The 20,850-nt window shown below is 61.8% G+C and carries 19 protein-coding genes and 1 pseudogene; 7 read left to right on the top strand and 13 right to left on the bottom strand.

Annotated elements, in window-relative coordinates; all coding sequences use genetic code 11:
- Window positions 1–63 precede the first annotated feature (63 nt).
- A complete protein-coding gene (locus FFM81_RS02125) occupies window positions 64–1,338 on the bottom strand; it encodes an aspartate kinase (protein ID WP_003566987.1) in 1,275 nt (424 codons plus the stop codon).
- Window positions 1,339–1,634: 296 nt separating this feature from the next.
- Between FFM81_RS02125 and ubiG the strand changes: the two genes are divergently transcribed.
- A complete protein-coding gene (ubiG, locus tag FFM81_RS02120) occupies window positions 1,635–2,381 on the top strand; it encodes a bifunctional 2-polyprenyl-6-hydroxyphenol methylase/3-demethylubiquinol 3-O-methyltransferase UbiG (protein ID WP_025417157.1) in 747 nt (248 codons plus the stop codon).
- Between the two features lie 82 nt (window positions 2,382–2,463).
- Here the strand turns inward: ubiG and FFM81_RS02115 are convergent, their stop codons facing one another.
- Genes FFM81_RS02115 through FFM81_RS02100 form a run of 4 tightly spaced genes read right to left on the bottom strand, consistent with a single transcriptional unit; the run spans window position 2,464 to window position 4,837 of the window.
- Window positions 2,464–2,892 (bottom strand): DUF1178 family protein, encoded by a 429-nt coding sequence (locus FFM81_RS02115; RefSeq protein WP_003566990.1) that lies wholly within the window; start codon window positions 2,890–2,892, stop codon window positions 2,464–2,466.
- Window positions 2,889–3,761, bottom strand: coding sequence for a carbon-nitrogen hydrolase family protein (locus tag FFM81_RS02110; RefSeq protein WP_003566992.1), 873 nt, complete (start codon window positions 3,759–3,761; stop codon window positions 2,889–2,891). Before FFM81_RS02110 ends, FFM81_RS02115 begins: the two co-directional genes overlap by 4 nt.
- A gap of 10 nt (window positions 3,762–3,771) precedes the next feature.
- Window positions 3,772–4,029, bottom strand: a complete 258-nt coding sequence (gene grxC, locus FFM81_RS02105) for a glutaredoxin 3 (protein ID WP_003566994.1) — start codon at window positions 4,027–4,029, stop codon at window positions 3,772–3,774.
- A gap of 31 nt (window positions 4,030–4,060) precedes the next feature.
- Entirely contained in the window at window positions 4,061–4,837 is a 777-nt protein-coding gene (locus FFM81_RS02100) for a ComF family protein (protein ID WP_025417158.1), read from the bottom strand.
- Between the two features lie 77 nt (window positions 4,838–4,914).
- On the opposite strand from FFM81_RS02100, the gene FFM81_RS02095 reads away from it, so the two are divergent.
- Window positions 4,915–5,799 (top strand): methyltransferase domain-containing protein, encoded by an 885-nt coding sequence (locus FFM81_RS02095; protein ID WP_025417159.1) that lies wholly within the window; start codon window positions 4,915–4,917, stop codon window positions 5,797–5,799.
- 15 nt (window positions 5,800–5,814) lie between these two features.
- Here the strand turns inward: FFM81_RS02095 and FFM81_RS02090 are convergent, their stop codons facing one another.
- The 6 genes from FFM81_RS02090 to FFM81_RS02065 all read right to left on the bottom strand — a co-directional run bounded on the left by FFM81_RS02090 (window position 5,815) and on the right by FFM81_RS02065 (window position 10,048).
- Window positions 5,815–5,982 (bottom strand): Flp family type IVb pilin, encoded by a 168-nt coding sequence (locus FFM81_RS02090; RefSeq protein WP_025417160.1) that lies wholly within the window; start codon window positions 5,980–5,982, stop codon window positions 5,815–5,817.
- Between the two features lie 68 nt (window positions 5,983–6,050).
- Window positions 6,051–6,368 (bottom strand): hypothetical protein, encoded by a 318-nt coding sequence (locus FFM81_RS02085; RefSeq protein ID WP_003567002.1) that lies wholly within the window; start codon window positions 6,366–6,368, stop codon window positions 6,051–6,053.
- 229 nt (window positions 6,369–6,597) lie between these two features.
- Window positions 6,598–7,026, bottom strand: coding sequence for an 8-oxo-dGTP diphosphatase MutT (mutT, locus tag FFM81_RS02080; RefSeq protein WP_025417161.1), 429 nt, complete (start codon window positions 7,024–7,026; stop codon window positions 6,598–6,600).
- The gene (locus FFM81_RS02075; protein WP_003567006.1) at window positions 7,023–7,829 is read right to left on the bottom strand and encodes a GNAT family N-acetyltransferase; all 807 of its coding nucleotides are present in this window, start codon (window positions 7,827–7,829) and stop codon (window positions 7,023–7,025) included. The genes mutT and FFM81_RS02075 overlap by 4 nt, the downstream gene beginning before the upstream one ends.
- Complete coding sequence (gene argJ / locus FFM81_RS02070) at window positions 7,810–9,051, bottom strand: bifunctional glutamate N-acetyltransferase/amino-acid acetyltransferase ArgJ (RefSeq protein WP_025417162.1); 1,242 nt, start codon at window positions 9,049–9,051, stop codon at window positions 7,810–7,812. Before argJ ends, FFM81_RS02075 begins: the two co-directional genes overlap by 20 nt.
- A 115-nt stretch (window positions 9,052–9,166) precedes the next feature.
- The gene (locus FFM81_RS02065; protein ID WP_003567010.1) at window positions 9,167–10,048 is read right to left on the bottom strand and encodes a peptidylprolyl isomerase; all 882 of its coding nucleotides are present in this window, start codon (window positions 10,046–10,048) and stop codon (window positions 9,167–9,169) included.
- 246 nt (window positions 10,049–10,294) lie between these two features.
- Here FFM81_RS02065 and secA point away from each other — a divergent pair, with 246 nt between their 5' ends.
- The 3 genes and pseudogenes from secA to FFM81_RS02050 all read left to right on the top strand — a co-directional run bounded on the left by secA (window position 10,295) and on the right by FFM81_RS02050 (window position 15,884).
- Window positions 10,295–13,012, top strand: coding sequence for a preprotein translocase subunit SecA (gene secA / locus FFM81_RS02060; RefSeq protein WP_003567012.1), 2,718 nt, complete (start codon window positions 10,295–10,297; stop codon window positions 13,010–13,012).
- Window positions 13,013–13,182: 170 nt separating this feature from the next.
- Window positions 13,183–14,606: pseudogene (locus FFM81_RS02055) on the top strand (lipopolysaccharide biosynthesis protein).
- Window positions 14,607–15,884, top strand: a complete 1,278-nt coding sequence (locus FFM81_RS02050) for a GNAT family N-acetyltransferase (protein ID WP_003567016.1) — start codon at window positions 14,607–14,609, stop codon at window positions 15,882–15,884.
- A 4-nt stretch (window positions 15,885–15,888) separates the two neighbouring features.
- On the opposite strand, the gene FFM81_RS02045 is transcribed toward FFM81_RS02050, so the two are convergent.
- Window positions 15,889–17,520, bottom strand: coding sequence for an AMP-binding protein (locus FFM81_RS02045; RefSeq protein ID WP_138386470.1), 1,632 nt, complete (start codon window positions 17,518–17,520; stop codon window positions 15,889–15,891).
- Window positions 17,521–17,753: 233 nt separating this feature from the next.
- Here FFM81_RS02045 and FFM81_RS02040 point away from each other — a divergent pair, with 233 nt between their 5' ends.
- Window positions 17,754–18,734: an aldo/keto reductase gene (locus tag FFM81_RS02040; protein ID WP_025417165.1), complete on the top strand. Its 981-nt coding sequence runs from the start codon at window positions 17,754–17,756 to the stop codon at window positions 18,732–18,734.
- 48 nt (window positions 18,735–18,782) lie between these two features.
- Here the strand turns inward: FFM81_RS02040 and FFM81_RS02035 are convergent, their stop codons facing one another.
- A complete protein-coding gene (locus FFM81_RS02035) occupies window positions 18,783–19,361 on the bottom strand; it encodes a TetR/AcrR family transcriptional regulator (protein WP_003567021.1) in 579 nt (192 codons plus the stop codon).
- A gap of 127 nt (window positions 19,362–19,488) precedes the next feature.
- Here FFM81_RS02035 and FFM81_RS02030 point away from each other — a divergent pair, with 127 nt between their 5' ends.
- Window positions 19,489–20,784, top strand: a complete 1,296-nt coding sequence (locus FFM81_RS02030; protein ID WP_003567022.1) for an MFS transporter — start codon at window positions 19,489–19,491, stop codon at window positions 20,782–20,784.
- The last annotated feature ends 66 nt before the right edge of the window (window positions 20,785–20,850 follow it).

Genomic DNA, 20,850 nt, shown 5'->3' with positions numbered 1-20,850 from the left:
ACTCAGTCCCGGCGGGCCGGCCCTCGTCTCCTCAACCTGAAGGGGCAGGCCGCCCACTGGGAATCAATTCTTATCCAGACCGTAGCAGGAATGCAAAGTCCTGACAGCGAGTTCTGCATAAGGACCGTCGATCAGGATGGAAATCTTGATCTCGGAGGTGGTGATCGCCTTGATGTTGATGCCTTTTTCGGCAAGTGCACGAAATGCGGTCGCGGCAACGCCGGCGTGGCTGCGCATGCCGATTCCGATGACCGACACTTTCACCAGCCCCGATTCGTTCTGCACGACATCGTAGCCGATCTTCTCCTTATGGTCGCCGAGGACCTTGATCGCCTTCTCGACATCGCCCGACGGCACGGTGAAGGTCATGTCGGTCTTCGACCCGTCCTCGGAGATATTCTGGACGATCATATCGACATTGATATGGGATTCGGCGAGCGGTCCGAAGATCGCCGCGGAAACGCCCGGCCGGTCGGCAAGACGGCGAAGCGAGATCTGAGCCTCATCCTTGGCATAGGCGATGCCGGTGACTACTTCCTGTTCCACGATTTCATCCTCGTCACAAATCAGCGTTCCGGGCGGGTTTAGCAGATCGCCCATGCCCGGAGCATCGGGGTCTTCGAATGACGAGCGTACGAAGGTGCGTACCTTGTGCACCATGGCAAGCTCGACCGAGCGCACCTGCAGCACCTTGGCGCCGAGCGAGGCCATTTCGAGCATTTCCTCGAAGGCAATCTTTTTCAGCCTGCGCGCCTTCGGCACGATGCGCGGGTCCGTCGTATAGACGCCGTCGACATCGGTATAGATATCGCAGCGATCCGCTTTGACAGCTGCTGCGATGGCAACGGCCGACGTGTCCGATCCGCCGCGGCCAAGCGTCGCGAGGCGGTTGTCGGGGCCCAGTCCCTGGAAGCCGGCGATGACGGCAACCTGCCCCTCGCCCATGCGCTTGACGATGTCGGAGCCGTCGATCTCCATGATCCGCGCCGCGCCATGCGCGTTGTCGGTGCGGATGGGGATCTGCCAACCCTGCCAGGAGCGCGCATTGATATCCATCGCCTGCAATGCGATCGCCAGCAGACCCGAGGTAACCTGCTCGCCGGAGGCGACCACCGCATCATATTCCCGCGCATCGTAAAACGGCGAATTGGCGCCGATCACCTTCGGCATGCCCTGCACCCAGCCGACCAGTTCATTGGTCTTGCCGGACATGGCCGATACCACCACCGCCACTTCGTGGCCGGCATCGACTTCGCGTTTTACATGGCGCGCGACGTTCTTGATGCGATCCAGGTCAGCGACGGACGTGCCGCCGAATTTCATTACGATGCGTGCCATATGCCTCTACCACGACTGGCGCCGGGAAAGCGGAAAACCGGACCCGGCATCACAAAAGCTCTGGGGCAGACCGCTTGGCCAGAGAGCCAGGTCCCGACTTCCGGAACCGCTCTAAAAGCCCGGGTCCCCAAGGCCCCAAGTTGCGGCGTCTCTTAGCGAGTTTGGCGGGGGGAGGCAAGCGCGCCTGACAAAAGCGATTGTCAGGCGGCTCCGCGCTTCGCCGGTCTCCTGCTCCGCCCCCTTGACTTATGCCCCCGATCGTCCGACTTCACGTGTCAGAACGCAAGGAGTAGATGATGACGGAAGGCGCCAGAAGCACGATCGACCAGGGCGAAGTGGACCGCTTCTCGGCGATGGCGGCGGAATGGTGGAGCCCGACCGGCAAGTTCAAGCCGCTGCACAAGTTCAATCCTGTCCGCCTCGCCTATATAAGAGACAAGGCCTGCGAGAATTTCGGTCATGATCCGAAAAGCGCCCGCCCGCTCGAGGGTTTGCGTGTGCTTGACATCGGCTGCGGCGGCGGTCTGCTGTCCGAACCTGTCGCCCGCATGGGCGCCTCCGTCACCGGCGCCGATCCCTCCGAGAAAAATATCGGCATCGCCTCGACCCACGCCAAGGCCTCCGGCGTTTCGATCGACTACCGCGCCGTCACCGCCGAGGAACTCGCCGAGGCCGGTGAAACCTTTGATATTGTCCTCAACATGGAAGTGGTCGAACACGTCGCCGACGTCGAGTTTTTCATGACGACCTGCGCGAAAATGGTCCGCCCCGGCGGCCTGATCTTTGTCGCCACCATCAACCGAACAATGAAGGCGGCAGCGCTTGCGATCTTCGCCGCCGAAAACATTCTGCGCTGGCTGCCGCGCGGCACCCACCAATACGAAAAGCTGGTGCGCCCGGAAGAACTGCAAAAGCCATTGACGGCAAGCGGCCTCGAGATCACCGACCGTACCGGCGTCTTCTTCAATCCGCTGTCGAACCAGTGGAACCTGTCCAAGGACATGGACGTGAATTATATGCTGCTGGCGAAGCGCCACGCATAGGCGCCATCCATAAGCCGGCTACACGTTTAGCAGCAGCGACATGCCAGCCGAACCGGGCAGAGGGGCAGGCGCGGCCGGCATGTCAGTTCACATCCTCCGGCAGCACCGGAATGGCGGCAATCTCGATGCCTTCGTCCACGAGCGCCTGCGCCTCGTCGACCGTCGCCTGGCCGATGATGCCGCGGGCATCCGCCTCGCCGTAATGGATCTTGCGGGCTTCCTCGGGAAACTTGGTGCCGACATCCTCGGAATTGGCCTTGACGGCTGCGACCGCCTCTTTCAGTTTTTGCAGCGCCTCCCGTCGCATGGCATCCATCGCCAGCGTTTGCCTCTCATCCTTCTTCCGCGCCGTCGATACCGATGGCGCCATCAGCAGCTTGGAGACGGCGGCGGAATGGCAGACCGGGCAAGTCAGGAATCCGGTCGCGACCTGACGGTCGAAATCTGCGCTTTCAGAAAACCAGCCTTCGAATTCATGGGCATTGTCACAGTTGAGCGAATAACGGATCAAGCGGCCACGCCTCCGGCGACTGCCCCAGCAATCTTCTCGATCGAAAATTCCCGGCCATTCCTCAGGTTGGGGATCTTGTCATGCGCAGCCTTGACCGCGCCGGGATCGATCTCCGCGACGATTACCGCCTCGCCGGTGGCGCCGGCCGAGGCCAGCACGGTGCCCCAAGGGTCGATGATCATCGAATGGCCGAAGGTCTCCCGGCCGTCCTCGTGCCGCCCGTCTTCGTCCCGGCCGGCCTGCGCCGCGGCAACGACGAAGACACCGTTCTCGATCGCGCGTGCACGCAGCAGGATCTCCCAATGCGCCTCACCGGTCTGCCTGGTGAAGGCGGCCGGAACCGTCATCACCTCGGCGCCGGCAATCGCCTGGGCGCGGAAGAGTGCGGGAAAGCGCACATCGTAGCAGATGGCGAAACCCATTTCGGCAAAGGGCAACGACAGCACGCGCGCCTCCGAGCCGGCCGTATAGGCGGCACTTTCGCGCCAGCTCTCGCCATTGTCGAGGTCAACGTCGAACATATGGATCTTGTCGTAGCGATTGAGGATTTTGCCGTCGGGACCGAACAGGAAACCGCGATTGGCGATCTTGCCGTCGGCGAGGGCGATCGCGGTCGAGCCGACATGCATGTGAATGCCGAATTCGGCCGCGAGCTCGGAGCCGGTTTTGACGATGATGTCATGGGCCTCATCGGCGAGCACGGCGCGCGCCGCGGTGCGATCGCGCTGCAACATGCCGGTCATCTCGGGCGTTTGCACATAGGTTGCGCCTTGGGCGGCGGCCTCGCGCACCAGTCGCGCCATGGCGACGGCATTCTTCACCGGATCGACCCCGGAGCACATCTGGATGGCGGCGGCCTTGAAGCTCATCGGCTCGTCCTCAGGCCGCCAACATCGGATCGAGCTTGCCGGCCCGATCGAGCGCAAACAGATCGTCGCACCCGCCGACATGATCGGCGCCAATGAAGATCTGCGGAAAGGTGGTGCGGCCGTTCGACTTGCCGATCATTTCCTGACGAAGATCCGGTGAATATGTCGCATCGTGCTCGACGTAGTCGACGCCCTTTTCTTCGAGAAGGGACTTGGCGCGGCTGCAATAGCCGCAGAACTGCCGCGTATAGATGGTGACGGGTACCATAATCTCTCCAGACCGATGCCGGGTATTTCTGTCATATAGGCTCGGAGAGAGCCCTTGCAAAGGTCAAAACCGTTATCTCGGCCGCGCCCGCCTTGCGCAATGTCCGGCTTGCTGCAGCAACCGTCGCCCCTGTCGTGTAGACGTCGTCGACAAGGACGATGCGCTTGCCGAAAATGTCGTTTTCGCAACTCTTGGCAATCGCGAAGGCGCCCCTGACATTGTCCTCGCGCGCCTTGGCGCCGAGGCCGACCTGCTGGCTGGTGCGCTTGACGCGAACAAGCGTGGCGGCAAGCAGCGGCTTGCCAGAGAGACGTGCCATATGGCGGGCAAGTTCGGCTGCCTGATTGAATTTGCGCGCCAGCATTCGGGTGCGGTGCAGCGGCACCGGGATCAGCGCATCGCAGTTTTCGACCGTTCCATCGGAAGCGCGAAGCATCCAGGCAGCCATCATCGGCGCCAGATCGGTACGATCGCGATATTTCAGCCCATGAACGAGATCGCGGATCGCATGGTCGTGGGTTGCCGCCGACCGCAGCCGATCGAAAGGCGGCGGGTTAGCGATCGCCTCGGCGCTGAGGATGCCGGCGCCGAGATCGTGCGAGAAGGGAATGCCCAGCACTTCGCAATAGGGCCGTTCGATGAAACGGATGCCGGACCAGCATTTCGCGCAGAGCCCGCGATGGCCGCCGGTGGAAATGCCGCAGACGGAGCAGGCTGGCGGATAGAGAAAATCGGCAAGCGCCGAAAACGGCCGCAAGAGTTGCGCCCGCAAGAATTCCGCCGGTTTTTCGAAATCGATCGGTCCCATGGCGTCGAGACTAGCTTGTTCTCCTCCAAAGGAAAATCGTCTTGCTGCTGCTCCGCAGCGGGACTAAGGACATCGTCATGGAAACGATCTTCGACAAGACCTTGATCGCCGCGCATCGCCATCGCGCGCTTGCCAACAACGATCCGAAAGCCGCCTTCCTGCTCGACATCGCCGCTGAGGAAATGGGCGAGAGGCTTGGCGTCGTCGAGCGGACCTTCGAGACTGCCTTCGAACTACACGGCGCAACGGGAGCGGCTGCCCGCGCGGCAATGGCGACCGGCAAGATCGGCACGATGATCCGTGTCGAAAGCGAGAAGGCCTATGCGCGCCCAGGCGAAACCTTGATCGAGGCGCCACTCGAGGACGTGCCGCTCGAACCGCAATCGGCCAATCTCATCCTTGCGCCGCTCAGCCTGCATCTGACCAACGATACGCCTGGTGTTTTCATCCAGATCCGCCGCGCTTTGAAACCCGACGGCCTGTTCCTGGCGGCGATCCCCGGTGCCGGTACGCTGCAGGAATTGCGCGAGGTGCTGCTCGCCGCCGAGGCCGAACTGACGGGCGGCGCCAGCCCGCGCGTCATTCCCTTCGCCGATGTGCGCGATATCGGCAGCCTCATGCAGCGCGCCGGCTTCACGCTGCCGGTGATCGATGCGGAAAACTACACGGTACGCTATGATTCGCTCTTTCCGCTGATGCGGGATCTGAGGGCCATGGGCATGAGCAACCCGCTTGCCGCCCGGGGCCGGGCGCCGCTGACGCGCGCCTTCTTCCTGCGCGCAGCCGAGATTTACGCCGACCGTTACTCCGATCCTGACGGACGCATCCGCGCGACCTTCTCGATCATCTATGTCTCGGGATGGGCGCCGCACGAGAGCCAGCAAAAGCCGCTCAAGCCGGGCTCGGCCAAGGCACGCCTTGCCGATGCGCTGAAGGTGGACGAGCACAAGCTTAGGCAGTGACGGCCGGTTGCTGCTTTAATTTGCAGGCAGATTGTTGCCGATCACGTTAAAAATCCCCTGCAGGCTACCGGTGAAAATTCCGAGAGCGGAGACGATTGCGCCACCGATGAGGGCGGCGATGAGACCGTATTCTATGGCCGTCGCACCTCTGTTATCTGCAAGAAATGCTTTCAAAATACGCATTATCCCCAACCCTTAGCGCGTAACAGCAAACGACCATTCCATGACCATCAGGCGATGGCCGGCATGTTTCAGCAACCGGCGCCGACGCCATAGCCCTGAACGACGCAGACCGAGCCGGGCGTTTCCTGGAGAACGCTGCGGCGGATCGTATAACGCTTGCCGCTTTCGCTCTTTGGAATAGATCCCGTCGTCATCGTATCGAATTCCGCCGGCGCGCTGGCAAAGACACTCTTCTTCGAGGAATCCGCAAGCATCGGCGTCAGGATAAGCGTTAGAGCGACCACCGCCGTGCCGAACAGAAGGGCGATATTGAGCGCACCCGTCCTGCGCGAGGCAGACGAAACCCGTTCCTTTTCCCGGACAGCTTTCCAGAAATCATCGTCCATGACGTCAAGCCTTTTAATACACGCACGCCAGATGCTTGATTGAGGTCGATCTTTGGCAGAAGGTGTTAAACGATCCATTAATATCCACAGCCGAAAACGGCGCGGCGCGATAATAATCAGGTAACGCTAATGCATGTCGCCTGGAAGTGTGCCGCGGTTTCAGGATAACGACATGCAATAAAATAAAAATTTAAAGCGCGTCGCACGAATAAGGTCAACGAGACGCGCTTCAAAGTAAATCCTGCAGCATCGGGATCAACGGCTCGTCGGCCGGCGGCATCGGATAATCGCGCAGCGCCTGCGGACGCACCCATTTCAGCGCCTGGCCCTCCCGCCCCTGGGGAATGCCCTCATAGCGCCGGCAGATATAAAGCGGCATCAAAAGGTGGAAGGTCTCGTAGGAATGGCTGGCGAAGGTCAGCGGTGCCAGGCAGGCGATCTTGGTCGTAATGCCGAGCTCTTCATCGAGTTCGCGCACCAGCGTTTCCTCCGGCGTCTCGCCGGACTCGACCTTGCCGCCGGGAAATTCCCAGAGCCCGGCCAGCGACTTTCCCTCGGGACGCTGTGCCAGGAGGATACGCCCATCGGTATCGATCAGCGCACAGGCGGCGACCAGCAATATCTTTCGGCCATTGCACTGTATGAGAGGCTCGCTCATCGCGGCTCCTGCTGCCAATAGCAATAATGATAGGCGTCGCGAAAACCGAGGCGTTCATAGAGTGCGATGGCCGGACGGTTGGACAGCTTCACCTGCAGCCAGGCTGATCGGGCGCTGCGCATGCGCGCCCAGCGCAGCGCCGATGTCAGGATCTCGGTGCCGAGCCCCTCGCGCCGCCGCGTCTCGCAGACCGAAAGCGACATGATGCCGGCAAGGTCGTTGTCCTGGACACAAAGCACCGTCGCCAACGGGCCATCGACAGCATTTTCGATCATGAACAGGCCAGACGGCGGCTTGATTGCCGAAATGATTTCGGCAAGCGCCGGCTTCAAGCTCAGGGGCGCCCGTTCGACGGCAAGGTTGGCGTCGACGAAACGGCCGACATCATGGGTCGGCAGGTGGTCGAGCGTATCCGGCAGCTCGGCTTCGGCGAGGTCGCAGGTCATCACGACAGTCTCGTCGAACCGCGTCCAGTTCTGCGTGCTGAGAAGCTCGATCAGCACCGGCGAGGCAAGCGGCGTCTGGCGGATGACGGCGGCGCGGCCATAGGCCTCGAACTTCCGGCTCGCCTTTTCCAGGCGGATTTCGACGTCGCGATGATCCGAGGGATCGAGCGGCACGATGGAATTCAGCCGGTTGGACGGGTGGCCGGCCGTTAGCCGCACCTGCCAGCTGCCGTCATATTGTACGGACGCCGCCGGCCAGGCACGGAAGCCGACGGCCTCCAGCCTGCGCACCAGCGGAAGATTCTGTGAAGAAATGGATGCCTGCGCCAATGAACGATCAGCTCCGATAGTCGCCATTGATCGCAACATATTCCTTAGTGAGGTCGCAGGTCCAGACGGTTGCGGTGCCGGTGCCGAGGCCGATATCGACTTTGACGGGGATATCCTGCGCTTTCATGACGTCAGTAGCGGCCTGCTCGGAATAATCCGGGTCGCGCTCACCATTGACGGCGACCCTGACGTCGCCGAACCAGATGGCGAGCCGGTCGCGGTCGGCCATCTCGCCGGATTTGCCGACGGCCATGACGATGCGGCCCCAATTGGCGTCCTCGCCGGCGGCTGCCGTCTTGACCAGCGGCGAATTGGCGATCGACAGTCCGATACGCTTGGCGGCGGCATCGCTCTCGGCACCCGTCACGGTGATTTCGAGCATCTTGGTGGCGCCTTCGCCGTCGCGCACCACCTGCAGCGACAGATCCTTCAGCACTTCGTTGAGGGCGGCCCGGAAGGCGGCAAGGTGGGGATCGTCGGCGCGTTCGATGCGGGCCTGGCCGTCCTCGGCCGCAGCACCCGTTGCAAACAGCATCAGCGTATCGGATGTGGAGGTGTCGCTGTCGACGGTCATAGAATTGAAGGTCGGGCCGACGCCATCAGACAGCAGCACCTGCAGCGCTGCGGGCGCAATATCGGCATCGGTGACGACGAAGGAAAGCATCGTCGCCATATCGGGCGCGATCATGCCGGCGCCCTTGGCAATGCCGTTGATCGTGACAGTTACGCCGCCGATCTCGGCGCTGCGGGTGGAAACCTTCGGATAGGTGTCGGTCGTCATGATCGCCTTGGCGGCCTCGAACCAGAAATCGCCTGTGGCTTCGGTCTGCATCCGGTCCAGGACGCCGGCGAATTTGGTGGCATCGAGCGGCTCGCCGATCACGCCCGTCGAGGCCAGGTAGACTTCGTTTTCGTCGCAGCCGACAGCAGATGCCGCCGACTTCGCCGTCAGCTCGGTCGCATGGCGGCCCTTCAAGCCGGTGAAGGCATTGGCATTGCCGGAATTGACGACAACCGCCCGCGCACTGCCATGCGGCAGGTTGGCACGGCAGAAATCCACCGGCGCCGACGGGCACTTCGAGCGCGTGAAGACGCCCGCAACGGCGGCCGGCTTGTCGAAGACCATCATCAGCACGTCGGTGCGGTTCTTGTACTTGATGCCGGCGGACGCCGTTGCCATGCGCACGCCGCGCAGCGGCGGCATCGAGACGAAGGATTTCGGGGCGAGCGGAGAGACGGAACCGGACATGATGAAACCTGCCAATGGGCATTTCCAGGCGAAATCGGCAGCGGTGCGCCGTTCAGAAATGCAACAACAACAACGATATTAAAGGGCCCGGAAAAACCGGGCCCTGATGCGACTATTACTGCTTCGGCGCAGGTGCTGCGGGCTCGCTGCCCGGCTCCGGCTGCTTGTTGGCCTGGTCGTAACCCTTGCGCAGCGTCTCGTCGCTGATTTCGATCTTGGCGGAGGCTTTCGCCTTGTTCAGAAGCTCGAGATACTTGTCGCGCATGACGAGCTGACGAACCTGATCCTGCACCTGCTCGAAGGGCGGCGGCGGGGCGTCGCGCTTATCCTCGACCTTGATGACGTGATAGCCGAAATCGGTCTTGACGGGCGTCTTGGAATAGGTGCCCTTTTCAAGCGCAAAGGCTGCGTCCTCGAATTCCTTGACCATGCGGCCGCGCGAGAAATAGCCGAGGTCGCCGCCTTCCGACTTGTTCGGATCGGTCGACTTTTCCTTGGCAAGCTCGGCGAAATCCTTGCCGGCATCGAGCTGCTTGATGATGTCCTTGGCTTCGTCCTCGGTCTTGACGAGGATATGACGGGCGTGGACTTCCTCCTGCTTCGGCAGGGCGGCGACTTCCTTGTCGTAGCGTGCCTTGACTTCTTCAGGCGTCACGATGTCGACGACATGCTTCTTGAAGTAGGCGTTGTGCAGCTCGCGGTCGGTGAGATACTGCATGCGCTTCTTGAATTCGTCGGTCTGATCGAGCTTCTCGGCCGCAGCGTCGGCGGCGAGCAGCTTCACGTCGATGGCGGCGGAAAGGGCAGCGACCTTCTTCTGGTCATCGGGAAGCTGTGCCAGCTGCGGGTCGAGATTGGCGACGGCGAGGTCGAGTTCCGACTGGTGAATCTCCAGATTGCCGACCTTGGCGATGACGGCGTCATCGGCATGGGCCGGGGCCTGGAGTGCAACAAAAGTTGCAAACGCCAGAACGGCAAGTTTGTTGGTGCTCAACATGAAATACCCTTCACAGTTACATCGACGGTTTCAGCATCGCCTGAAACGGCCCAAAATAGCCATCAACACCGGATTGTGGCCTTTCTGTATCCGCCAAATCCGTTGACATCATTCGACCCCCCTCTTATCTGTCACGCAACCTCGCGTCCAGAACAGTTTCCGGGCGTTTTAAGGCGCGCGCCTGATTTTCGGCTGGGCCGCGAACAACAAACGCCGGGGATGAATATTTGAGAAAGGACCAGTCATATGGTCAGCTTTGGCGGTATAGCCCGCAAGTTATTTGGGTCTTCCAACGACCGCCGCGTGCGGTCCTTCCAGCCGAACGTCGCTGCCATCAACTCTATCGAAGAGAAGACCAAGGCTCTGACGGACGAGCAGCTCGCGGCAAAGACCGTGGAGTTTCGTGCTTTGCTCGCCGAAGGCAAGACGCTCGACGACATTCTGATACCGGCCTTTGCGGTCGTGCGCGAAGCCTCGCGCCGCGTTCTCGGCCTGCGGCCTTTTGACGTACAGCTGGTCGGCGGCATGATCCTGCATTCGAATGCGATCGCCGAGATGAAGACCGGCGAAGGCAAGACGCTCGTCGCCACCCTGCCGGTCTATCTGAACGCGCTTTCCGGCAAGGGCGTGCACGTCGTCACCGTCAACGATTACCTTGCCCAGCGCGATGCCGCGACCATGGGCCGCATCTACGGCTTCCTCGGCATGACCACCGGCGTCATCGTCCATGGCCTCTCCGACGAGGAACGCCACGCGGCCTATGCCTGCGACATCACCTATGCCACCAACAACGAACTCGGCTTCGATTATCTGCGCGATAACATGAAGTACGAGAAGAACCAGATGGTTCAGCGCGGCCACAACTTCGCGATCGTCGACGAAGTGGACTCGATCCTCGTCGACGAGGCGCGCACGCCGCTGATCATCTCCGGCCCGCTCGACGACCGCTCCGAACTTTATAACACGATCGACGCCTACATTCCGCTGCTCGTACCCAGCGATTACGAAATCGACGAGAAGCAGCGCTCGGCCAATTTCTCCGAAGAGGGCACCGAGAAGCTGGAAAACCTGCTCCGCCAGGCCGGTCTCTTGAAAGGCAATGGGCTCTACGACATCGAGAACGTCGCGATCGTCCACCACGTCAACAACGCGCTGAAGGCTCACAAGCTCTTCCAGCGCGACAAGGACTATATCGTCCGCAACGACGAGGTCGTCATCATCGACGAGTTCACCGGCCGCATGATGCCTGGCCGCCGCTATTCGGAAGGTCAGCACCAGGCGCTCGAGGCTAAGGAAAAGGTGCGGATCCAGCCGGAAAACCAGACGCTGGCCTCGATCACCTTCCAGAACTACTTCCGCATGTACTCCAAGCTCGCCGGCATGACCGGTACGGCGCAGACGGAAGCGGAAGAATTCGCCAACATCTACAATCTCGATGTCATCGAGGTTCCGACCAACCTGCCGATCAAGCGCCTCGACGAGGATGACGAGGTTTACCGGACCTTCGACGAGAAGTTCAAGGCGATCATCGAGGAGATCCTCGACGCCCATAAGCGCGGCCAGCCGGTGCTGGTCGGCACCACCTCGATCGAGAAATCGGAACTGCTCGCCGAGCGCCTGCGCAAGCAGGGCTTCGACGACTTCCAGGTGCTGAACGCCCGCTACCACGAGCAGGAAGCCTATATCGTTGCCCAGGCCGGCGTGCCCGGTGCCATCACCATCGCCACCAATATGGCCGGCCGCGGTACCGACATCCAGCTGGGCGGCAACCTGGACATGCGCATCGAGCGCGAACTCGGCGAAGTCGAAGCCGGTCCGGAGCGAGAGGCCCGGATCCAGGCGATCGTCGAGGAGATCAAGGAACTCAAGCAGAAGGCGCTCGCCGCCGGCGGTCTCTACGTCATCGCCACCGAACGCCATGAAAGCCGCCGCATCGACAACCAGCTGCGCGGCCGCTCCGGCCGTCAGGGCGACCCCGGCCGCTCGAAATTCTACCTCTCGCTTCAGGACGACCTGATGCGCATCTTTGGCTCCGACCGCATGGACAGCATGCTGACCAAGCTCGGCCTCAAGGAGGGCGAGGCGATCGTCCATCCCTGGATCAACAAGGCCCTGGAGCGCGCTCAGAAGAAGGTCGAAGCCCGCAACTTCGATATCCGCAAGAACCTCCTGAAGTATGACGACGTTCTCAACGATCAGCGCAAGGTGATCTTCGAGCAGCGCCTCGAACTGATGGAATCGACCAATATTTCCGAGACCGTCTCCGACATGCGCCGTGAGGTGATCGAAGACATGGTTGAAAAGTATATCCCCGAGCGCGCCTACGCCGAACAATGGGATGCCGTCGGCCTGAAAACCGGTGCTCTGAACATCCTCAATCTCGACCTGCCGATCGAGGACTGGGTGAAGGAAGAAGGCATCGGCGAGGACGATATCCGCGAGCGCCTGACGCAAGCCACCAATGCCGCCTTTACCGAAAAGGCCGAGCGTTTCGGTGACGACATCATGCATTATGTCGAACGCTCGATCGTCATGCAGACGCTCGATCATCTCTGGCGCGAGCACATCGTCAATCTCGATCATCTGCGCTCCGTCATCGGCTTCCGCGGCTATGCCCAGCGCGATCCGCTGCAGGAATACAAGTCGGAAGCTTTCGAGCTGTTCACCGCACTGCTCAACAATCTGCGCGAGGCCGTGACCGCCCAGCTGATGCGCGTTGAGCTGGTGCAGCAGGCCCCTGCTGAACCCGAACCGCCGCTGATGCAGGCCCATCACCTCGATCCGATGACCGGCGAGGACGATTTCGCCCCGGCGATCTACCAGGCATCGGAAGTCATTGTTTCCCCTGAGAACCGGAACCCCGATGACCCGGCCACCTGGGGCAAGGTCGGCCGCAACGAGACCTGCCCCTGCGGTTCCGGCAAGAAATACAAGCATTGCCACGGCGCCTTCGAGCAGGTCTGAGGCAAACCGCAAAGATCGTTTAAATGCCGCCTTCGGGCGGCATTTTCTTTCCGCGGCAATGCTGGAAAACCGCAATTTCAGCGCCGACCGACCGGTCCGATCCGGAACCGTTTCTTAACCCTGTTCTGTCAAGACTTCGAGCACGATTTGCCTGACTTTCAGAGTTTTGCGTGTTCATCATGGCGGTCATAGAAACAGCGGAAAAAATGCTGCCCGCGGGCCTGCGCCCGATCGGCGGCCGCACGCGGCGCATGCTTGTGGCCGTGCTCACCGAACGTGGGGAGAAGGCGACCGCCCAGCGCATGGCGCTGACCGCCTTTTCGATCCGCATTCTCAGTGCAGCCCTTGCCTTCATCTCGCAGATCTTGCTTGCCCGGCTGATGGGCGAATATGAATACGGCATCTTCGTTTTCGTCTGGGTGCTGGTCGTCGTCTTCGGCGATCTCTCATGCCTTGGTTTCCACACGGCAATCATCCGCTTCCTGCCGCAATACAAGGCAGCGGGCGCCTTCGAGGAAATCCGCGGCCTCACCGGCACCGCGCGCATCTTCGCGCTGCTTTCCGGCACAGCGGTACTCGCCGCCGGCATGCTCGGGCTGCATTTCTTCGGCCATATGATCCAGGTCTATTATCTCGTCCCGATCTTCCTCGGCCTGCTCGCGATGCCGATGATCGCGCTTGGCGACATTCTGGAGGGTACGTCGCGGGCGAACCACTGGCCGGTCATGGCGCTTGGCCCGGTCTATATCGTCCGGCCGATCCTGATCATCCTCTTCATGCTGATCGCCATTGCCATCGGCGCCGAACATACGGCCGTCACCGCCATGCAGGCAGCACTCGCCGCGACCTTCGTCACCGCGCTCGGCCAGTATGCCGCAACGCTCTATCGCCTTCGCCGGCATTATGACGAGGGGCCGCGCAAGGTCGATTTCCTCGCCTGGTTCAGCGTCGCCTTTCCGATTTTTTTGATCGAGGGTGTGAGCTTCCTGCTGACCAATTCCGATGTCGTCGTCGTCGGCATCTTCCTCGAGCCGCACGACGTCGCCATCTATTTCGCCGCCGCCAAAACCATGGCGCTGGTGCATTTCATCAATTTCTCGGTCAAGGCAGCCTCCGGCCCGCGCTTTTCCTCGATCATCGCCGAAGGCGACCATGCACAGCTGGCGAGCGCCGCCATCGACGCCGCCCGCTGGACCTTCTGGCCGGCACTCGGAGTCGGTCTTCTGGTGCTTGCCGCCGGCCATCTTCTGCTCTCGCTCTTCGGTGGCGCCTTCACATCAGGTTATCTGGTCATGGCGATCCTGCTTGCCGGCATCCTCGCCAAGTCACTGGTCGGCCCAGCCGAAACGTTGCTGATGATGGCCGGCAAGCAGAACCTCTGCGTCGCGCTCTATGCCGGCGCGCTGACCGCCAATATCGGTCTCAACCTTGCTTTAATACCGCATTACGGCATCGAAGGAACCGCGATCGCCACGGCATCGGCCATGGCGGTCGAGGCAATCCTGCTGCATCTTGCCGTGCGCCGCACGCTCGGCATCGTCCTTTTCGCCTTTGCCAGCCCCCCGCCGAAACGCCAGAAATGAGAGTTCGATAGATGGTGCGTATTCCCCCCGTGACCGAAAGCACCGACAGCATTGCCAACCGCATGGTGCATGATCTCGCCGCGCTGCATTTCGAAGCGCCGCGGGCCGAGGCGCGCGCCGAGATCGGCCGGCCGGGGCGCGAACTCTGCCTCTATCCCGGCAAGCTCGGCTATGACCTTCAAGAAGAACTCGACTTTCTCTCCAACCGGGCGATGGAGCCGAACGTCTTCTTCTCCGGCCGCTTCCTCGCCCCCGCAATGCCGCGGCTCGAAGACCGACAGGTGAACTTCGCCCTGATCCGCGACCATAATGCCGGCCGGAGCCGCATGCGCTTTCTGATGCCGTTTTCGGTCGACAAACCGGGTTTTGCCGTCGGCCCGTCGATCATCCGCGGCTGGTCGAACAGCTTCGGCCCGCTCGGTACGCCGCTCGTTGACAGCGAGGATGCCGCCGAGACCCTCGACAACCTCTTTGAGGGACTGACGGCTCGCGACCTCAATCTGCCCGGAATCGTGGTCCTGCCGGATCTCAGGCTGAACGGTATCTTCGTGCGCATGATCAAGGCCGTGGCGCTCAGCCGCAATCTTCCCGTCACCGTCACCAATCCCTATTTGCGCCCGATGCTGCAGAGCGACGAAGAGGCGCCGGCCTATCTCGGCCGCACCATCTCTTCCTCGCACATGCGCGAGATGCGTCGCCAGTGGCGTCTGCTGGAGGAACAGGGAACGGCGGTTTATGCCGTCGCCCGCCAGCCCCGCGAAATCCACATCCGCTTCGAGGAATTCCTGGCGATGGAAGCCGGTGGCTGGAAGGGCAAGCGGCGAAGCGCCCTCGTCACCGATCGCTATCATACGGCCTTCGCCCGCGAGGCGGTTTCGAACCTTGCCGCCGTCGATGCCGTGCGTATTCACACGATCGACCTCAACGGCAAGGCGATCGCCGCCATCGTCGTACTGATGATGGGTGGCGAGGCCTATACCTGGAAGACTGCCTATGACGAGAATTATGCCCGCTATTCGCCGGGTAAGCTCTTGATGAGCGAACTCACCGAATGGCATCTCGACGACGCCAACATCGTCCGCTCCGATTCCTGCGCCGTCTCCGACCACCCGATCATGAGCCGCTTCTGGCAGGAGCGCGAGGAGATGGGAACGCTGGTGATCGGCCTAACGCAGAACAGCGACCGCGACATGCGTCAGGTCACAGCCCAGCTCCACATGTACCGCAGCACCCGAAACATGGCGAAGATGCTGCGCGAAAAGATCATGTCGCTGGCCGGCCGGAGCTGAACAGCTAAGCTTCGGCCGCCGCTTTCTCCCGCAGCAGCCGGCGGATCACCTTGCCGGTGGTGGTCAGCGGCAGGGCATCGATGAATTCTACCTCGCGCGGATATTCGTGCATCGAAAGCCGCGTCTTCACCCATTCCCTGATGTCAGCCGCCAGCGCCTCGCTTGGGTGATGGCCGGGCGACAACACGATATAGGCTTTGACGATTTCGGTGCGCACGGCATCCGGTTTGCCGACGGCAGCGGCAAGCTGCACGGCGGGATGGCCGATCAGGCAATCCTCGATTTCGGCCGGGCCGATACGATATCCGGATGAGGTGATGACGTCATCGTCGCGGCCTTCGAAGGTGACATAACCGTCTTCGTCCTGTCGGCCAATATCGCCGGTGAGCAGCCAGCCTTTGGCGAATTTTCGCGTCGTCGCCGCCGCATCGTCCCAATAGCCGAGGAACATGACGGGATCGGGACTGGCGATGGCGATCTGGCCCGGCTCGCCGGCCGGCAGCTCGTCACCCGCATCATCGACGATCGCCACGCGATGCCCCGGCACCGCCCGCCCGATGGCGCCCGCCTTGGTCACGCCATAGGCAGCGCTCGACGACAGCACGAAATTGCACTCCGTCTGGCCGTAGAATTCATTGACTGTGAGGCCAAGGGTGCGCTGCGCCCATTCATAGGTCTCGCGGCCAAGCGCCTCTCCGGCCGAGCCGATGGTGCGCAGAACCAGATCGTATTTCGACCGCGGATCGGCAACGGATCGCATCAGCCGCAATGCGGTCGGCGGAATGAAGGCGTTGCGCACCCCCATCTCGGCCATGATCCGATAGGCCATGTCGGCGTCGAATTTCTGCGCCGGCGAGGAGACGACGGGAACGCCGAGGAGAAGGCTCGGCAGCAGCGCGTTGAGCAGCCCGCCGGCCCAGGCCCAGTCGGACGGCGTCCAGACCTTGTCGCCCGCTTTCGGAAAACCTTGATGGGCAAATTGCATGCCGGGAATATGGCCTGGCAGGACGCGGTGGCCATGCAGCGCACCCTTGGGCGGCCCCGTCGTGCCCGAAGTAAAGATCATCAGCGCCGGATCGTCCGGACCGGTCTTGACGACGTCGAAGACGGAGGAATGGCCGTCCACCAGTTCGCCGAAAGCAGCCGCATCGGCACTCGCCCCATCGATGCTGACGACATGCTTCAGCATCGGCAGACCCTTGCGGATCTGCCGGATGCGCTCGAGACCGAAGCCATTGGTGACGACAGCGGCCACGCCCGCCGCCTTCAGCCGGTATTCCAACGCCTCGACACCGAAGAGTAACGCCAGCGGCAGCGCGATCGCGCCGGTCTTGTAGATCGCCACATGCGCGATCACCGTCTCGAAGGATTGCGGCAGCAACAACGCGACGCGATCGCCGCGTTCGATCCCCAGTGAAACCAGCGCATTGGCAAAGGCCGAGGATTGGTCGGCGAGCGCGCGATAGGTCAGGGTGCGGTGATACCCGTCCGGGCTGAAATGTTCGAGGCAGACGCGCTCCGGCGCCCTCGCCGCCCAGTCGTCGCTGACGGCGCGGCCGATATTGAAATCCTCGGGAATCCGCCACGAGAAATCGCGATAGAGATCGTCGTAGCGATCATGGGACGGCAGTATCATAAGTGAAATCCAGTGAATGCTGCACCAGCTAACACCTTGTGCTGCAAATGCGCAAGCAACGGGTCCAGACGGTGATGACCGGCCGGGCTTCAAAGCTCATCACGCATTGTTGTGCGCATCGCAAATCGGATTTTTCGGCGGGCGCCCTGCGACTTTCCCGGTTTCCGCGCTAGATCATGGAAAGCCGCCGGGGACAGCGAATTGGGTCAGCAAATTCATCACGGAGTTGTTTCATGGAATATGCAAAATTTGGGAAGACCGGCCTGGAAGTCTCGAAAATTTGCCTGGGCTGCATGACCTTCGGCGATCCCGGCCGCGGTAATCATGCCTGGAGCCTGCGGGAAGAAGAAAGCCGGACGATGATCCGTCAGGCGATCGAGCTCGGCATCAATTTCCTCGACACCGCCAACACCTATTCCAACGGCTCCTCCGAAGAGATCGTCGGCCGCGCCATAAAGGACTTCGCCAAGCGTGAGGACATCGTGCTGGCGACCAAGGTGTTCAACCGCATGCGGCCGGGCCCGAACGGCGCCGGCCTGTCGCGCAAGGCGATCTTCGATGAAATCGACAATAGCCTGCGCCGCCTCGGCACCGACTATGTCGACCTCTACCAGATCCACCGCTTCGATTACACGACCCCGATCGAGGAAACGCTGGAAGCGCTGCACGACGTCGTCAAAGCGGGCAAGGCGCGTTACATCGGCGCTTCCTCCATGTACGCGTGGCAATTTGCCAAGGCGCTTTACGTCTCCAGGTTGAACGGCTGGACCGAGTTCGTCAGCATGCAGGACCACCTGAACCTGCTCTACCGCGAGGAAGAGCGTGAAATGCTGCCGCTCTGCGAGGACCAGAAGATCGCCGTCATCCCCTGGAGCCCGCTAGCCCGCGGCCGCCTGACCCGCGACTGGGACGAAGCGACGGCGCGCAGCGAGACCGATGAATTCGGCAAGACACTTTACACGCAATCGATCGACGCCGACCGCAAGATCGTCGAAGCCGTGGCTGAGATCGCCAAGGCCCGCGGCATTTCGCGCGCCCAGGTCGCAACCGCCTGGATCCTGCAGAAGAGTGCCGTGACCGCCCCGATCATCGGCGCTTCCAAGCCGAACCACCTCAGCGACGCGGTTGCCGCACTCTCCGTCAAGCTCACCGCCGAAGAAATCGCCGCGCTGGAAGCGCCCTACGTCCCGCATGCCATCGCCGGTTTCAAATAAGGACATCGTCGACCATCCCCTTCGAGAAGGGGGGGCAGCATCGTATGGCTAGATTCGGCTGCCGGGATCGAGCTGCCGGCGCATCGTCACCAGAAAGTGCTCGGCAAGCGCCCGGTCCTCGACCGCGCGGGCAAGGATGACGGCGCCCATCATCGATGAGAGTGTCGTCGCGGCATTGGCGCGGCGTTCCTCTTCGGTCTCGCCGGGAACGATATCGGCGAGCGTGTCGACCAGCACCGACAGCCCATCGCTGAAGACGGCGCGCACGGCACCGCGGCTGCGGCTCACCTCCTGGATCAAGGTTGCAAAGACGCAGCTGCCGCCCGGATCGTCGACCGTTCGCCAGTGGATATAGTGGTCGAGAAGCGATTCCAGCGGCCGTTCCGGCGACTCGGCGATATGCTCTTTCCAACGCGTTTCGACCCTGTCAATCAGCTGGCGGCTGACCTCGAGCGCCAGATCATCCTTCGAGCCGAAATGACCGTAGAAGCCGCCATGCGTCAGCCCCGCCGCCTTCATGATGTCGGCGACACCGACCCCGTCGAAGCCGTTCTCACGGAAGAGCACGCCGGCAACGCTCAGGATTTTCTCTCGGTTTTCGGCAAATTTTTCGCGGCTGACCCGCATTCTCATCTCCAGAAATAGTCGCTTGACAAAATATATGACGTCCATCATGAATAAGCAACAAATATGATGACCATCATGTAAATCAGGCCCCTAATCTCCCGAACCCGAATTCAACGGAATTTCGCCCATGGTCTCCGCAGCCCTTGCCTCTACCCTTGCCCGGCGCAACATCCACTACGGCTGGGTCGTCGTTGCCGCAACCTTCCTCACCATGCTGGTGACGGCAGGCGCCATGGGCGCACCCGGCGTGCTCATCAAGCCGCTGCAGGACGAGTTCGGCTGGGAGACCTCGCAGATTTCCTCGGCGCTGGCGATCCGCCTGATCCTGTTCGGCTTCATGGGCCCCTTCGCTGCCGCCTTCATGAATTATTTCGGGGTGCGCAAGGTCATCGTCTTCGCGCTCGCCCTGATCGGCGCCGGCTTCGTCGGCTCGCTGTTCATGACCAAGCTCTGGCATCTGCTGGCGCTCTGGGGCATCGTCGTCGGCTTCGGCACTGGCCTGACGGCCATGGTGCTGGCTGCGACTATTTCCACCCGCTGGTTCACCAAACATCGGGGCCTCGTCGTCGGCATGCTTTCGGCCAGCTCCGCCACCGGCCAGCTGGTCTTTCTGCCGCTGATGGCCGAACTGACGGAACGCTACGGCTGGCGATCGACGGTGTTTTTCGTCTGCGCCATGATCATGGTCGCAGCTCTCTTCGTGCTCGCCTTCATGCGGGATCGCCCGGCTGACCTGAACCTGCCCTCCCTCGGCGAAACCCAGGTGACGCCGCCGCCGGCCAGCATCACGCTCGGCGCCGCGCTGATGACGCCGATCACCACCCTCAGGGAAATCGCGAAGACGTCGACCTTCTGGATCCTCTTTGCCACCTTCTTCATCTGCGGCCTCAGCACCAACGGCCTGATCCAGACCCATTTCGTCACCCTCTGCGGCGATTTCGGCATCGTGCCGGTGGCCGCCGCCAGCGTGCTGGCGGTGATGGGCATCTTCGATTTCTTCGGCACCATCGGCTCCGGCTGGTTGTCCGACCGCTTCGACAATCGCTGGCTGCTCTTCTGGTATTATGGCCTGCGCGGCCTTTCGCTGCTCTATCTGCCCTTCAGCGATTTCAGCTTTTACGGCCTCTCCATCTTCGCCGTCTTCTACGGCCTCGACTGGATCGCCACCGTGCCGCCGACCGTCAAGATCGCCGCCGACCGCTTCGGCCGTGAAAAGGCCGGCCTCGTCTTCGGCTGGGTCTTTGCCGGCCATCAGCTGGGCGCCGCCACCGCCGCCTATGGCGCCGGCCTCTCGCGCACCGAGCTTTCGAGCTACCTGCCCGCCTTCTTCGTTGCCGGCGCCTTCTGCCTGCTGGCCTCGATCCTGGCGATCACCCTGAAGAAATCAGGCCTGACCGCCCCGGCGCCCGCCGCCGCTCATTGATATCGGACAGCGTCCGGCCTCGAAACGAGGCCGGCTCTCTCTACCGGATCAGTCTGATAACTTCGA

Origin of the sequence: Rhizobium hidalgonense, assembly GCF_005862185.2 — a bacterium.
In the GTDB taxonomy this organism is placed as follows: domain Bacteria; phylum Pseudomonadota; class Alphaproteobacteria; order Rhizobiales; family Rhizobiaceae; genus Rhizobium; species Rhizobium hidalgonense.
The sequence above is the reverse complement of the archived record's forward strand: the minus strand, read 5'-3'. Positions and strand labels throughout refer to the sequence as shown.